This is a genomic window from Bacteroides sp. 51 (assembly GCF_010500965.1).
GTDB lineage: Bacteria > Bacteroidota > Bacteroidia > Bacteroidales > Bacteroidaceae > Bacteroides.
In genome coordinates this window covers 93949-109007 of sequence record NZ_QVMI01000007.1, presented here as the reverse complement: position 1 = coordinate 109007, position 15059 = coordinate 93949, and the positions used below count along the sequence as shown (strand labels likewise).

The following is a 15059-nucleotide window of genomic DNA, read 5'->3' as shown; positions in this document are numbered from 1 at the left end:
CAGTATACTAGACATAATACCCTTGAATCCTCATTTCGCTTTGTTGTAGCTGGCGGTATTTATCATTATCGAATACGTAATCCCAACAGCCCAGATGATGAAAGATTTCACCGCCGAATCCAGTTTTGAACTGGTATAACCCAAACATGGGGTGGGAAGATTGAGCACTTGGTGAAATGCCAAACATATCATATTCTGTGCATCCCATTTGCTTAGATAGTTTTATGGCTTCCCATTGCATGGCATATGTAGGCATGTAATTACGCATATCAGAAGATGAGGCGCCATACAGATAAGTTCCCCGGTGATCGGCTACAATAAGGAACATGGCAGCAAGAGGCATATTGGCAACTTCGGCAATCAGAAGTTCCACATGAGCAGGGGAGGCTGTATCATCTGCCCGTGCGGAGATCACAGAGGTAAAGTAGTCAATGCTGTTTATGTAAAGACCGTTACGGATTGCAGTCTCTTTGTATAACTTATACCATACATCGATTTCGTCCATCCCAGCTCTTTTTACTGTTACCCCTTTGCGTTCTGCCAGTCCGATGTTATATCGTGTCTTGGGCTTCATTTGTTTCAAAATACTTTCGGGCGATAAGGACAAATCAAGGAAGATGGTGGTAGTTGGTAGTACTCCCGAGTTACTTTTACGCAAACTCCAGTTTATCGTATCATAGTTCAGATTAAACTCTTGGAACTGTTTTTCGGGTGCTTCTTCGTTTGCCCAGTGTGAGTGCCAGTTCAGGTCATAGCGGATAGCTATACAACTACGGGGAATATACGAACGTATCATTTCCGAAAGCTCTTCAAGAAATTTGCCTTGGTTCTCTTCCGATGGTTCAATTTCCGGTCCGTATGGCACATATGCAATACAAGTGTCCCGGTTGAGTGGGCGTTCAAGCAGCAATAAATCTGCATTGGTACACGAATGGCCGCCCACTCCTGTATAAATATCCCGATTCTTAACTTTAAATTCCAGCGCCCGTGTTGTCAGCCCTTGGTTCTTCTTTACTTCCGACCAAAATGCCGTTTGCTGTACTATTGGGGTTGTGTATATGTCTCTATGACTCTTTTGCTCTACTTTAATGTCCATGATGAATGCTCAAAAAACGGCAAAGGTAGGCAATATTAAGTCAATAGTCAAGCTATTTGTTATACTCCTCGTTTATTCGCTTGACAACTTCAAGTTTATCACCTCTCATTAGTCCGCGTGCGTTGAAGAAATTGATCCCATTGGCTCCGGCTTCGATAGAGATTTTAGCCGCTTGGTAAAGTTCTTCTTTAGAAATGTCGGGTACAAATAAACCGGATACATATGTGTTTCTTCCTCTGGTTTCACGTATGCCATTTTCCACACAGAACCCGATCCATTCAATACTTTCCGAATAAAAAGATTGGTAGTTCATGGGGCAAACGATATCAATGTTCCAGGAAGACCAGTCCTGGTAGACCGTCATACGCGCATTAGTTGGGTAGGGGAATACGGCGGCGGATACCTTTTTTCCTTTCGTGTGGGTTTCTTCTACAATTTCGTTAACCAGAGTAGTGATTTCGTTTAAACGGAATTGCAACCATTCGGAACTCATCCAAGGGGCTTGCAGTTCAAGAGGTGAATAACCGAACCGCTTCTTAAATTTTTCCAAGGCAAGTGGGTGGTAGCCGTAGTCATATTCTGCGCGATATGTATCTTGCAAGAACTTGTACTTATTCTGTTGAAGGTTTCGGCCTAGGATCACATCACAATAACGGATGTAGTCGAGGTGTACAGATTCCAGACCTTCCAAAGCAACGAATGATGCAGCCTTGTTTTTCATATACTGGCGGGCTTCGGGTACGGAAGGGCTAAGCCATTTGTAGTGTGGAACATACGCATTATATTCGAGACTGTTGTATCCGAGGCGGTTTACTTCGAACCACTCGGGATGTTCAAATGTATCCGGGTATTTGGTGGCATTGACGGTGAACATCCAGGCGTGTATCTTCGCTCCGGGATAGTTCTTTGCAGCTTGAATGTAGCGCGCAACCTCTTCCGGGTTTCCGCACATGTAATAGTTCCTGATTCCTGCTTCGTCAAGAGGTTTCATCCAACGGATAATGGAATCGACATCAGCGCCCTGGTGTACGTCTTCCCAAATGCCAAGTTGGATACGTTGTTCTTGTGACTGAATTTTCTTTTTGTTTTTTGCTTGGGTCGGCATGAATATGCAGCCTAGCGCGAAAACAAGCGCAACATAAAAAATGGGGGTTCTCATGTGTAAGTCAGATAAAATGAATATTTAAGTTAGAGTAAGTTTAGCCAGGTAATCGTAATGCTTTCCTCGTTTTACGATTTCTACTTTGAATCCGTTCTCAGAGGCATACAGTTCGAGCGTTTGGGGGTCGATATATAACCAGTCGAATGAATCTCCTTTGATGTCTTTGTACTGCATCCGGAAGTCTACCTGACCATAATAATCGCCGGCAATATCAATCAAAAAGCTACCGTCTTCTTCCTCGAAAAGGTAGCGGAGGTCACTGGAGTCCATCAGGATGCATCCACCGGGAGAAAGGAGTTGTTTCATTCTGAGGAAGAAAGCAGGTATGTTTTCTATACGGCCGATAATGCCGGAACCGTTCATCAGCATCAGGATGGTATCGAATGTTTCACGGAAATGTTCATCGAATAGGTTAAGAAGGCGTACGTCTTTTACTCCTTGCTCTTTCATGACTTCGACAGAGAGGGGAGAGATATCAATAGCGCATACTTCTTTTTTCATTTCCTGAAGGGCCAGTGCATGGCAACCGCTTCCCGCTCCGACATCCAGAATCTTCCCTTGGGCAAGTTTAAGAGCCGTTTGTTCCAATATAGGCATTTGCTTTAATGTGCGGAATAGCTGTTTAACCGGAATTTCATCTTCGTCGAATTGTGAAGAAAAAACACGTAGCCGACCGGCTTTGCGGTTTTGGTGGTAATCAAAGATGGCAGCGCCCATAGGGTCTTTATCGGGGGTAAGAAGGTTATTATCCATTGTGTATTTCAGTTACAGGAAGACAAAGATAAATAAAAAAGCGAGTGCTTTATGGGAAAAGCCGTATCTTTGTACCGAATTCTTTAAAATGTGAATGAAATGAGCAGTGAGATTGAAAAAGCAATGACGACCGGAATTGTCTTCAAAGGAAAGGCAAACGATGGACCGAAAAAAGAAGAAAAGGTGAAAACGAAGGCAAAGAAAGCCACATATATTAAAGGACAACACGGATCGGCTTCTTCAAAAATGAAAGCCGAAATCCGCCGTAAAAGAGCAAATAGGCATAAATGAATGCTGAGATTGGGGATGACCAAAAAGCCAATCTTGTAGGGGTGGTTCGTGAACCGCCCAATGTCCAGGAAGTACAGAACACCATTTTCGGGCGGTTCGCGAACCGCCCCTACAGCAAATCATTGACTTTTTTGAGCTCCCTTTTCCTAATGCGCAGCGCGGCTTGCCGCCACTGGCAGCGGCACCTTGCCGCTATTTAACCCAAACGTTGATGATTTCGCCGATGTACATTTTGTGTAGTTGTTTACCGGCCCATTCATCTTTTACTTTTTCGTTGGAGATAGCTTCGGGAGTGATGGATTGAGATACCAGTTTACGGCATTCAATGATCAGCCATGCTTCCGAGAAGGCTTGGCTACCGTCGGGAGTAGTGATTGGAGATAATCCCGAGCCTTTAACCTTATCTGTGTTCTTTCCGCTATTGGTTCCGCAATATTGAAGTGCATCGCGATATGCTTCCGTATAGAAAGTTAAGGTATATGTATCGTTCTTTTCCATCAGCTGGTAAGTGTAGCGGGTGGGGTTGATATAACAAGTAAATGTTGGTTTACCGTATAAAACTCCGAGTCCACCCCAGCTGGCGGTCATCATGTTGAATTTATCTTTGTTACCGGCTGTGATCAGCATCCAATCTTCGCTTAACATCTTGATGATATTGCCTGGTATTTTATCAGGAGCGATTTGTTTGTAGCCTGTCAGTGGGGCAGATACGATTGTTGATACAGTTGTGTTGGTTACTACTGGTGCAGCAGTTACTACGGGAGTAGCAGCAACTACAGGAGTAGATGTCACTACAGGAGTAGACGTCACAACGGGAGCAGTGGTAACAGCAGGAGCAACAACTACAGGAGCAGCAGCTTGCGCGGCAGCTTGTGTTCCGGCAAGTGGGGGAGCTACAGCAGATACCACAGGAACCTGAACTACAGATTCTACTTTGGCGATGCCCAATGCGGCTTGTGCGCTGTCAAACATATCTTCGGCAAAATCGACTGTTTTGGTGCGGAACTTAGCCAAGCCACGAACCAATTTGGTTTTTGCTTTGTTCAATGCAACTTCATCGGTAATCCATTCTTCTGCATCATATTTCTCTTTTTCCTGGTAGGTATAGCGAATCTTTTCCATTTCCACTAAACATTTTCCCGGTTGGCAGGTAATGGTGATCTGATAGTTAATAACAGAACGGTCTAGTGATAGGGCGCTGGATTTGAACACGAGGTATTCCTGTCCCATGGCAGCAATTGAGCCTTTGTCTTTGTCCGAATATACTACACGGCTCACATTTTCGTTTTGAGCCATACGGTTGGTGACCCAGGTGAGCATACGTTCGTAAATTGCGTCTTGCCCGGCTCCGCTTAAATCAAATTCTCTTTTAAAAACGACTTTGCCATCTACTTCGGGAACAGCCCCAACGAGATATTTGCTATCGTCCTGTGCCATCAATATGCTTGGTATGCAAGCCAGAAGGATGACAAAAATGAGCGTTAGTTTTTTCATGATGCTTTATAATTAATTTATTAAATGTCGAATGTCTCTTTGCGATCGCTGATGGTGATCCCCCCATCATAATGCTCACTGAAGTGCATAGGTACAAATATACTTGTTTTTATTTGTTCTGTGAACAGTTTTGGACCTTTCATATAATCTTTTCCTAGCCTGGAATCGACTGGAAACATCACAAAGTGCATTTGGGGGACTACTTGTTTTATATTTTTAACTTCTGCCAGGAAGTCGCCTTCTGCTTTTCGAATCTCCTGTTCGGTCGATTCTTCACTCCAATGCCAGTTATTGAGGTCGCCCGCATGGAAACCTGGCTGCGGCACCTTGCCGCACCTTGCCGCCACCTTGCCGCTTAGGGGGCGATTCGGGTTTTGGACCAGTTGCCATCTGGTTGCAGTGTGTAAAGAATGCGGTCGTGCAGGCGGTTTGGGCGTCCTTGCCAGAACTCTATCCGGGTGGGGGTTACGGCATAGCCACCCCAGTGTTCGGGACGTTCTACTTCTTTGCCTACCCAATGGGCTGCTTCTTTGATAAAGGCGCGAATCAGTTGCATCCGGCTGGCTATCGGCTGACTCTGTGGAGAAATACGTGCACCGACGCGGCTTTTATAAGGACGCGTTTTGAAGTAAGCATCCGATTCCTCCGGGGATACTTTTACGGCTGTACCTTCAATATGTACCTGCCTTTCCAATTCATGCCAAACGAAAGAAAGAGAAACATTCGGATTCTCTTCCAAATGCTTCCCTTTTCTGCTATGGTAATTGGTATAGAAAATGAAATGACCATCATGCAAATCTTTCAATAAGACCGTACGTGTGGCTGGCTTACCCTCGGGCGATACGGTGCCGGCAAGTACGGCGGTCGGCTCGTTGACTTTACCTTCAATAGCCTCGTATAGCCACTGTTGAAAGAGTTGTAACGGGTCGTCGGGAGTATTACTCTCCTTCAACCCGTTTTTATTATAATCCTTTCGGATGCGCGATAAATCTATTTCCATTCTCTATGTTATGTTCTTAATTTCAGCTTCCGGTCTATACGACCATAGGCACCTCAATCAGTAGAATGTGTGAGTCTTCTACTGTTTCCAACGTGAGGCTGTCCGCGTCATAGACTCCCATGCCGTCGCGACGTAAAAGGATGTCGCCATTTACTTCTATTTTTCCTTCGATCAGGAAGATGTACACCCCGTTGCCGGGTTGGTGCATCTTATATTCGATGCTCTTTCCTTTTTCTACCTCACCGATAGAGAACCAAGTGTCTTGCAATAACGTGGCCGGAGCACTATCATCGGGTGCAACGATCGGCGTTAGTTCATTCTTTTTAAGCAACGGGCGGATATCATAGTCCTTATAAGCGGGAGCGGTGTTGTTCTTACGTGGAAGTACCCAGATTTGCAAGAACTCAACGGGTTCCGTATTACTGAAATTCATTTCACTATGATATATTCCCGTACCGGCACTCATGGTCTGTATATCGCCCGGACGTACTACTTTACTGTTGTTATGACTATCGCCATGCTGCAAAGCGCCCTTCAAAGGTATGGAAATTATTTCCATATTCTTATGTGGATGCGTGCCAAATCCTTCGCCGGGAGCAACGCGGTCGTCATTTAATACGCGAAGTGCACCGAAATGTACCCGCTGCGGATCATAATACTGGTCAAAACTAAATGTATGGTGGCTATCCAACCAATCGTACAAAGAATGCCCTCTTGTGCTGGCTTTGTGATAAATCTTTTTCATTTTACTTCGTTTGTTAAGGGTTTGTTATTAATAAAATCTTTTATATTATTCAGGGTTGTATCTGCAATGTTCTCCAAGGCTTCTTTGGTGAAGAATGCCTGGTGTGAGGTTACGATCACATTGTTAAAAGACAGGAGGCGGGCTAGTATATCATCGTCGATGATGCGGTCCGACTTATCTTCGTAAAAGTATTCGCTCTCTTCTTCATATACATCCAATCCGGCGTAGCCGATTTTTTTGCTTTTGAGTCCTTCGATCAATGCAGTGGTGTGAATTAACTGTCCACGACCGGTATTGATAAGCATCACTCCATCTTTCATTTTGCTGATGCTGTAATCATTGATAAGATACTTAGTGTCCTCGGTAAGCGGGCAATGCAGGGATATGATATCCGAAGCCTTGTATAACTCGTCCAATGTGGTGTATACCACCTGGTGTTGGCGGGCAAAGTTATGGTCCGGATAAATATCGTAAGCGAGTATATTCATGCCGAATCCACGCAGAATCTGAATGAGTATCTTCGCTATCTTACCGGTACCGATGATTCCGGCTGTTTTGCCATGCATATCGAAACCCAGCAAGCCGTTTAATGAGAAATTCCCATCGCGGGTGCGCCATACGGCACGGGGTATTTTTCGGTTCAATGAAAGCATCAATGCCACGGTGTGCTCGGCCACTGCATAAGGTGAATAAGCCGGAACACGAACTACGGGAATGTTATACTTAGCCGCGGCAGCTAAATCGACATTGTTGAAACCGGCACAGCGTAATGCGAGTAGTTTCACTTTGTTCCCGGCCATAATGCGGATTACCTCAGCGTCGGCCGTATCATTAACAAAGATGCATACTGCATCCACTCCCTGGGTCAGAATTACGTTGTTCTTGTTCAGGTGTCCTTTGAAGAATTTGAATTCAAATCCAAACGGTTTGTTTCTTTCATTGAAAGATGTTTCATCGTACGGTTGAGTACCGAAAAATGCAATTGTAAATGCCATATTACCTTTATTATATATGTAAATATAGAACATTTAAGAATACATTTTGTTTGAATGGAGTAGCTAAAACTAGCTATGGCGTGATAGATGGTTTCTATTGAAACCGTTTTCTTTTGCTGGTTTTATGTTGTGATATATAAAAATGTTGCACATCATTGCGTGGTTTGTGCAATTAAATACTATCTTTGCGCCCAAATTAATCTAAATAAAGATAAGAATGAAGAAATTTTGGATAACCAGCATGTTGATGCTGATGGTTTCAATTCCAACTTTTGCGGGAGGTCTCCTGACGAATACAAATCAACATATTTTGTTTCTGAGAAATCCGGCGCGTGGCGCTTCAACGCAAATAGATGCGTTATATTCTAATCCGGCAGGGATTGCTTTTATGGACAAAGGACTTCATGTGTCGTTCAATAATCAAAGTGCATTTCAGACGAGAACAATACATTCTACGTTTGCCCCTCTTGCAGGATTTGGGGGAAATGAAACTAAAAAGTATAAAGGTGAAGCATCCGTTCCCATTATTCCAAGTTTATTTGCTGTATATAAATATGATAAGTGGGCTTTCGGAGGACATTTTGCAGTAAGTGGAGGAGGTGGTAAGGCTACCTTTAACGAAGGTCTGGGTTCTTTTGAATCTCAGGTTTCTATGATTCCTGCAATGCTTTCTCAGAATGGGTTCCCGGGGACTAATAAATACTCGGTAGATAGCTATATGGAAGGGAAACAATTGATTTATGGTCTCCAATTAGGGGCTGCGTACAAAATAAATGATTACCTTTCTGCTTATGCCGGAGTTCGTATGAATTATGTTAGCAATGGATATGTAGGATATATTCGTAATATTCAGGCTAATGTTGGCGGAGGAGAAATGGTGAATCTGAATAGCACCTTTAATACAATGTCAGCCGCTGCTGCTGCCGCTGCCGAGCAGTTTCTGGCCGCCGGAGATATGGAGAATTACGAAAAGTATATGGCAACAGCCACAGCAACGAAAGCGGTAGCCGACCAAACAAAAGATAAGGAACTGGATTGTGACCAAACCGGTTGGGGGGTAACTCCTATTATCGGTATGGATTTCAAGATGGGAAAATGGAATATTGGTGCGAAATACGAATTCAATACCCGCTTGAATGTAGAAAATAAGACTAAGATTGATGACACCGGAATGTTTAAGGATGGTGTAAATACCCCTCATGATATTCCAAGCCTGCTTTCTGTTGGTGTTTCATACGAAATCCTTCCTGTGTTAAGAGCATCTATAGGATACCATCATTTCTTTGATACTCATGCAAAGATGGCTAATAATAAGCAAGATTATATTAATCCGGGAACAAATGAATACCAAGCCGGACTGGAATGGGATATCACTAAAGCATGGCAAGTGAGTGCGGGCCTTCAACGTACCAAATATGGAGTAGAAGATGGCTATCAGAGTGATATGAGTTTCTCTATCAGTTCCTATTCTTATGGTTTTGGAGCAGGCTTTAATGTGACTCCTAAGTTGAAGGTAAATATAGCTTATTTCTGGACAGATTATGAGGAGTATAATAAAGAATGGACTGCTTATAATGGAATAGTTAACCCTGCTACAGAAGTGGGCATTCCGGGAAAAGATGTATTTAATCGTACGAACAAAGTGTTTGGTATTGGCATTGATTACAAATTCTAATTGAAGAAAAGATAAATCCTGCTTTCAGATTACTACAAAGCTAGTTTAATACAACGTAAAAGACCCGGGTGTTTCGATGAAGAAGACCCGGGTCTTTCTATGCAATACACCCGGGTGTTCCTAACTGGAAGACCCGGGTGTATTGAGACTTATGCCATTTTTATTTCTCGTCAAACGTGTTAGATTTGTAGGAGCGTGACAGTATCTAAAAGCAATTGACACACTTCTTTCCCCCATGAATAGGCCATTGTAGGAGAGGTGTGTTAGATGCGTTAATCTTTTGAGTTTTTTTTCTATGAGGCGGGCTGAATATTAACAGCATTCATACCTTTTGCACCACGTTCCGTTTCAAAGGAAACAACATGTCCCTCTGCAATATTCTGTGGAGCACTAGAGATGTGGAAGAAGTATTTCTCTGTACTCGAAAGGTCTTTAATAAATCCAAAGCCTTTATCCGAATTAAAAAACTCAACCCTTCCTTTTAATATAGCCGGTTCTTCGGCCTCTTTCTTAGGAGTTGATACAGCAATATCTTCCAGTTTGATATTTTCCTTAGGACGCTCTTCCGGAGGAGTAGAGGTGATGTTACCATTTTCGTCCACATACGCAATCATGTCATCCATAGAGGATGTTCCACTCATTTTACGTTCTTCTTTACGCTTTTGCTTTTCCTGCCGTTTGGCGGCCTTCTTTTTTTCGTTCTCTCTTTTGTTAAATGATACAGGTTTTGCCATTTATATTTTTTTGAATTAATAGATTATTAACAGTGGATTTCCTACCCGAGCACATTCGAATAGTCAATTTGTAAACAAAAGAAGCTTATACAGTTCAATCTTAACAATGGAAAAACCAAGTAGAAGAGCTTGGAAAGATACAAAGAAGATAAAGAGCAGAATGAACTCATTATGTTTTCTGACACAAAGATAGCCAAAATAATGAATTATCGCCTGTTTTTGCATAAAAACAAAGTTAATATGTGACTTCCTTTGGAATATTCTCTATCTTTGCACCCCGAAAAGTGAATAATCACCGTGTGCTTGAGAAGAAACAAGGTAGATGTGGTGTTGACTTCTAATACCCTCCCAAAAAGTTTTTTTTGCTTTGTGCATGATATGGAACGGGTGGGTTTCGGTTGATGATAGGGGGCTTCAAAAAAAATGGGTGCCTGGGTTGGCATGATTTTTACACAACAAAAAGCCCCACCAAACTAATGGCAGGGCTGATACCTGTATGGCTCAATACAGGGTTTGTGTCAATAAGGAATGTCTAACTAAATCACAGACACTGAGCCTATACGTTTTGATATATCTTGTAAGGCGGCGTTTAACGTCTCCTTCTCCTTTTCATTTAAGTTATAAACCTTTCCTCTTACCGAATAGCCGTAAAGTCTCTGATAAAGCCAAGAACGGGTTTTACCAAAGTAATGTTTAGCAATATAGGATAAAGAAACAATTTCTGATACCTCTTTTAATTGCTCCTTTAACGATATCATTTCGTCCATCTGTGCACCGAGCTGCTTCATATCTTCAATGGTATTGTCCATCTCTGATAATATAGTGTCTGAGAGCTTCTTTTTATCTTCACTGCCTGTATACGTCTCCTTAAGATATTGCAGCCTGTTTTCAAACTCATTACCTGATAAGGTAAACAATTCCTTTATTTCTTCATTAATTGTTTTCATAATCAAATATATTGGAAAGTCCCTCTTTCGAGGGGTAATGGTTATTCTTTTAATTTATCCCGTTGCTTAAGGAGTTCTGACATTCGGTCTAACATTTCGTTTCGCCTTTGTTCTGCTTCCTCCTTTGGTATCTCTAATACTTTGACTGTCCTGTCGAACTGTAGCATTCTCGCTTTCAGTCTTTCAATTTCAAACTCAATCGTTTTAATATCTTCCATCTTGTGGTTTTAAAGGGTTAGGCATTTATTTCTTATTGACACTACAAATATACATATCCTTTTGGATATGTGCAAGTGTTTAAGAGATTATTTTATTGGCTCTCGATATAGAAATGATGATCCTGAAGAAAAGTTTGAAGCAATATAAAACGGTTATACTTAGATTAAAGAGGTTTAGAGAGTATTTGGAATCGAAGAAAAAATAATCTAGTTGTTGGTCGTGTGAGGTAAACTATGTATCTTTGCCGGAAAGAAATGCATCTATAAAAAACGTTTTATCGTTTTTATGTTACCAGTTTGTTACCCGTTACATGGTAAATATATGTTTTCTTATTGATAATCAGATGGCTATATGCCACCGTGTGCTTGAACACCACGTAAAAAACAAGATGTATGAAAGAAAAAGTGTCTGTTCCCTTCATGTTGTTGGGGATTTTGTTTAATGTATGCCTAATTACGGCTAATCTTCTCGAAACGAAAGTCATCCAGATATTTGGTATAACTGTGACTGCCGGACTTCTCGTTTTCCCTATTTCCTATATTATTAATGACTGCATTGCCGAAGTTTGGGGATTTAAGAAAGCACGCCTGATCATTTGGAGCGGTTTTGCCATGAACTTCTTCGTCGTTGCCATTGCGCAGATTGCCGTCGCTCTGCCTGCCGCCCCCTTTTGGGAAGGCGAAGAAGGCTTTAACTTCGTATTCGGTATGGCTCCCCGCATTGTTGCTGCCAGCCTGAGTGCTTTCCTGGTTGGCTCCTTCCTGAATGCCTATGTAATGAGCAAGATGAAAATAGCAAGTCAGGGGAAGAACTTCTCGGCCCGTGCCATTTGGTCGACTGTAGTTGGAGAAACTGCCGATTCTCTGATATTCTTTCCGTTAGCATTCGGAGGAGTTATTCCCGTGCGCGAACTGTTAATTATGATGGGAATTCAAATCGTTCTGAAATCACTTTATGAGGTACTTATTCTGCCCGTAACCATCTGTGTGGTGAAAGCAATCAAGAAAGTCGAAGGGGCCGATGTGTACGACAATGATATTTCCTATAACATTCTAAAAGTAAAAGACCTGTAATTATGAATATGGAGTCTGCTGTGGTCTTGTTCAGTGGTGGACAAGACTCCACTACCTGTTTGTTCTGGGCAAAGAAGCAGTTTCGCAAGGTATATGCCCTTAGCTTTCTGTATGGGCAAAAGCACGCCCATGAGGTACAGCAAGCAAAGAAAATAGCCGAAGAGGCTGGGGTGGAGTTTCATGTGATGGATGTGTCTTTTATCGGTCAGCTGGGACGTAACTCTTTAACAGACCTTACCCTTGAAATGGATAAAGAACAGCCTGCCGGTTCAGTTCCCAATACCTTCGTTCCGGGGCGTAATCTGTTCTTCCTGAGTATTGCTGCGGTTTTTGCCCGTGAAAAAGAGGTATATCATTTGGTGACCGGCGTTTCTCAGACCGATTATAGTGGATATCCGGACTGCCGCGATTCATTCATCAAGTCGCTGAATGTAACCCTGAACCTGGCAATGGACGAACAGTTTGTACTTCATACCCCATTGATGTGGCTGGATAAAGCACAAACATGGGCATTGGCTGATGAATTAGGTGTCTTCGACCTGGTTAGAAACGATACACTGACCTGTTATAATGGCATCATCGGTGATGGCTGTGGCGATTGCCCTGCCTGTAAATTGAGAAAACAAGGACTGGAAACATATGTTTATTTACGATTAGACAATTTACGATTAGATGATTGAAACTACTCAGAATTAATCGTCTAATCATAAAATCATAAATAAACATCCTTCAATCGTAAATAGTAAATCGTCTAATCGTAAATATATATGTCAGATTTAAAAGAACAACTATCCCTTTTAGGAGCGAAAACCGAATATAAGCAAGATTATGCCCCCGAAGTACTGGAAGCTTTTGATAATAAACATCCCGAGAATGATTATTGGGTACAGTTTAACTGTCCGGAATTTACCAGCCTATGCCCAATAACCGGACAGCCGGACTTTGCCGAGATTCGTATCAGTTACCTGCCTGATATAAAAATGGTAGAAAGCAAGAGCCTGAAATTGTATCTCTTTAGCTTTCGCAACCACGGAGCTTTTCACGAAGATTGCGTAAATATAATCATGAAAGACCTGATTAAACTGATGAACCCTAAATACATTGAAGTAACAGGAATCTTTACTCCCCGCGGCGGTATCTCTATTTACCCTTATGCCAACTATGGCCGTCCGGGAACAAAGTATGAGGCTTTGGCGGAACAAAGACTCTCAACTCACTCATGATGATACGGTCCGCCTTGTAATATCGTCATTGCACGGTATAGTTGTTCCACGAAAATAAGTCGTATCATTTGGTGCGAGAAAGTCATTTTAGATAGTGATATCTTTTCGTGGGCAGCTTGATACACCTTTTGCGAGAAACCATACGGTCCGCCAATAACAAATACCAGGCGTTTGTTTACGGTACTCATTTTCTTTTCCATCCAGTTAGCAAATTCAATAGAACGGAATTCTTTTCCGTGTTCATCCAACAGGACAATAACATCTCCGGGTTGGAATGCTTTGCAGATCAATTCTCCTTCTTTTTCCTTCTGCTGATCCATCGTCAGGCTTTTGGTATTCTTTAATTCGGGAATAACCTCCATATCAAAAGAAAGCGAATGTTTGGTCCGTTGAATGTAATCGTCAATAGCCGTTATATAGTGTTTCTCTACAGTTCGCCCAATGACGAGCAGGGTTGTTTTCATATCAATGAACAGTTGGGTTTCAGTATGAGACTATCTTATTTTAAGTAACCGCTTGCAAAGATATAAAGTTTGATTTATATAAATCATTCGTGGTGATATATTTTCCCAGATCGTTATATAGCCTTTGATGCACAAAATACAGTGTTATTTAAACGCTTCCATTGCTACAGTCGGTTTGCCACTGTTGTCGAATGCTCCGAGTGTATATCCGTTCCAGTTTCCATACGATTGTGGCTCCCAGTAGAATACGCCCAGGCATTTGTCATTGGCTACGGCTTTGGCTCTTGCAATCAGGTCGGTAAGGAAAGCTTTACCGGCTTCAGGGTCGTCCCACGGCATTCCTACCTCGCATATCATAACGTCTTTTCCATAGCGACTGATCATATCATTTACATTGGCTATGCATAGTTTATTCTGTTCTTTCCAATTGGAGGCAGATGGATATAGGGACATACCAATAATGTCCCACTTAGCATTGTTTTCTTTCAGCCTGTCGAATGCCCAACGGAACAATGGATTATCTTGTCCGCTATGTATATGAATTATCATTTTGGCATTGGGGAACACGCTCTTTGCTGCGTCATATCCAGCATTATTGAGGGCGGCATACTTCGCGGCATCTTTGCCATCTTCCCATAACATACCGTTGGAGGTTTCATTGCCTATCTGAATCCATTCCGGAGTGATATTGATAGATTTCAATGCGTTAAGCACATCACTGGTATGACCGGCCACTGCTTTCTTCAGTTCCTCGAAGGAAAGAGATTCCCAGGCGGTAGGCTTTTTCTGTTGTCCTGGGTCGGCCCAGGTTTCGCTGTAATGGAAATCAATCATAAGACGCATGCCCAGGTCGTGTGCACGGGATGCTTTTACCAAAAGATCATTTTTATCGCACCAGCCATTGACCGGGCTGACCCACACACGCAAACGGATAGAGTTCATTCCCAGTTCGCGCATTAACTCCATACATTCCATCTCGCGACCGGAATAGTTGTAGAACTTCTTGCCCGCCTTTTCCATTTCGGTCACCCAGCTGATGTCGGCTCCTTTAGCGAAGCCACTCATATTACACACAGGTGGTTTGGGGGATATTGAACGACCTCTGTTGTTACAGGCTACGTGGGTAAAAATGAGGAGGACAAAGAGTACTATTATATTCTTTAGTTTCATAATATTTACTTTGGTACT

General features: G+C 42.4%; 17 protein-coding genes and 1 pseudogene. 5 read left to right on the top strand and 13 right to left on the bottom strand.

The window, feature by feature from the left end; translation table 11 throughout:
* Window positions 1-7: 7 nt before the first annotated feature.
* The 3 genes from D0T87_RS07880 to D0T87_RS07870 all read right to left on the bottom strand — a co-directional run bounded on the left by D0T87_RS07880 (window position 8) and on the right by D0T87_RS07870 (window position 3011).
* Entirely contained in the window at window positions 8-1096 is a 1089-nt protein-coding gene (locus D0T87_RS07880) for a peptidoglycan bridge formation glycyltransferase FemA/FemB family protein (protein WP_163174527.1), read from the bottom strand.
* 52 nt (window positions 1097-1148) lie between these two features.
* Complete coding sequence (locus D0T87_RS07875) at window positions 1149-2201, bottom strand: family 10 glycosylhydrolase (protein ID WP_239063549.1); 1053 nt, start codon at window positions 2199-2201, stop codon at window positions 1149-1151.
* A gap of 78 nt (window positions 2202-2279) precedes the next feature.
* Window positions 2280-3011 carry a bifunctional 2-polyprenyl-6-hydroxyphenol methylase/3-demethylubiquinol 3-O-methyltransferase UbiG gene (locus tag D0T87_RS07870; protein WP_163174522.1) on the bottom strand — a complete coding sequence of 244 codons (732 nt, stop codon included), beginning with the start codon at window positions 3009-3011 and terminating at the stop codon, window positions 2280-2282.
* Window positions 3012-3110: 99 nt separating this feature from the next.
* On the opposite strand from D0T87_RS07870, the gene D0T87_RS07865 reads away from it, so the two are divergent.
* Window positions 3111-3302 (top strand): hypothetical protein, encoded by a 192-nt coding sequence (locus D0T87_RS07865; RefSeq protein WP_163174520.1) that lies wholly within the window; start codon window positions 3111-3113, stop codon window positions 3300-3302.
* A gap of 192 nt (window positions 3303-3494) precedes the next feature.
* On the opposite strand, the gene D0T87_RS07860 is transcribed toward D0T87_RS07865, so the two are convergent.
* The 5 genes and pseudogenes from D0T87_RS07860 to D0T87_RS07840 all read right to left on the bottom strand — a co-directional run bounded on the left by D0T87_RS07860 (window position 3495) and on the right by D0T87_RS07840 (window position 7536).
* Window positions 3495-4796, bottom strand: a complete 1302-nt coding sequence (locus tag D0T87_RS07860) for a DUF4468 domain-containing protein (protein ID WP_163174518.1) — start codon at window positions 4794-4796, stop codon at window positions 3495-3497.
* A gap of 20 nt (window positions 4797-4816) precedes the next feature.
* Window positions 4817-5107 (bottom strand): annotated as a pseudogene (locus D0T87_RS07855) (MBL fold metallo-hydrolase); the annotation flags it as partial.
* Between the two features lie 44 nt (window positions 5108-5151).
* A complete protein-coding gene (gene pdxH / locus D0T87_RS07850) occupies window positions 5152-5796 on the bottom strand; it encodes a pyridoxamine 5'-phosphate oxidase (protein ID WP_163174516.1) in 645 nt (214 codons plus the stop codon).
* 34 nt (window positions 5797-5830) lie between these two features.
* Window positions 5831-6541: a pirin family protein gene (locus D0T87_RS07845; RefSeq protein WP_163174514.1), complete on the bottom strand. Its 711-nt coding sequence runs from the start codon at window positions 6539-6541 to the stop codon at window positions 5831-5833.
* Window positions 6538-7536 carry a 2-hydroxyacid dehydrogenase gene (locus tag D0T87_RS07840; protein ID WP_163174512.1) on the bottom strand — a complete coding sequence of 333 codons (999 nt, stop codon included), beginning with the start codon at window positions 7534-7536 and terminating at the stop codon, window positions 6538-6540. Before D0T87_RS07840 ends, D0T87_RS07845 begins: the two co-directional genes overlap by 4 nt.
* 217 nt (window positions 7537-7753) lie before the next feature.
* On the opposite strand from D0T87_RS07840, the gene D0T87_RS07835 reads away from it, so the two are divergent.
* Window positions 7754-9211, top strand: coding sequence for an OmpP1/FadL family transporter (locus D0T87_RS07835; RefSeq protein WP_163174510.1), 1458 nt, complete (start codon window positions 7754-7756; stop codon window positions 9209-9211).
* A 293-nt stretch (window positions 9212-9504) separates the two neighbouring features.
* On the opposite strand, the gene D0T87_RS07830 is transcribed toward D0T87_RS07835, so the two are convergent.
* From D0T87_RS07830 to D0T87_RS07820, 3 genes are all read right to left on the bottom strand, one after another.
* Window positions 9505-9945 (bottom strand): cold-shock protein, encoded by a 441-nt coding sequence (locus tag D0T87_RS07830; protein WP_163174508.1) that lies wholly within the window; start codon window positions 9943-9945, stop codon window positions 9505-9507.
* A gap of 536 nt (window positions 9946-10481) precedes the next feature.
* Entirely contained in the window at window positions 10482-10892 is a 411-nt protein-coding gene (locus D0T87_RS07825) for a DUF5053 domain-containing protein (protein ID WP_163174506.1), read from the bottom strand.
* 41 nt (window positions 10893-10933) lie between these two features.
* On the bottom strand, window positions 10934-11110 hold the full coding sequence (locus tag D0T87_RS07820) for a hypothetical protein (RefSeq protein WP_163174504.1): 177 nt from the start codon (window positions 11108-11110) through the stop codon (window positions 10934-10936).
* Between the two features lie 393 nt (window positions 11111-11503).
* On the opposite strand from D0T87_RS07820, the gene D0T87_RS07815 reads away from it, so the two are divergent.
* From D0T87_RS07815 to queF, 3 genes are all read left to right on the top strand, one after another.
* A complete protein-coding gene (locus D0T87_RS07815; protein WP_163174502.1) occupies window positions 11504-12184 on the top strand; it encodes a queuosine precursor transporter in 681 nt (226 codons plus the stop codon).
* 2 nt (window positions 12185-12186) lie between these two features.
* Entirely contained in the window at window positions 12187-12864 is a 678-nt protein-coding gene (queC, locus tag D0T87_RS07810) for a 7-cyano-7-deazaguanine synthase QueC (RefSeq protein WP_163174500.1), read from the top strand.
* 87 nt (window positions 12865-12951) lie between these two features.
* Window positions 12952-13407, top strand: coding sequence for a preQ(1) synthase (queF, locus tag D0T87_RS07805; protein WP_163174498.1), 456 nt, complete (start codon window positions 12952-12954; stop codon window positions 13405-13407).
* Here the strand turns inward: queF and rlmH are convergent.
* On the bottom strand, window positions 13398-13871 hold the full coding sequence (gene rlmH, locus D0T87_RS07800) for a 23S rRNA (pseudouridine(1915)-N(3))-methyltransferase RlmH (protein ID WP_163174496.1): 474 nt from the start codon (window positions 13869-13871) through the stop codon (window positions 13398-13400). The two genes, queF and rlmH, sit on opposite strands and share 10 nt — an antisense overlap.
* A 144-nt stretch (window positions 13872-14015) precedes the next feature.
* A complete protein-coding gene (locus D0T87_RS07795) occupies window positions 14016-15041 on the bottom strand; it encodes a glycosyl hydrolase 53 family protein (protein ID WP_203558633.1) in 1026 nt (341 codons plus the stop codon).
* Window positions 15042-15059 lie beyond the last annotated feature (18 nt).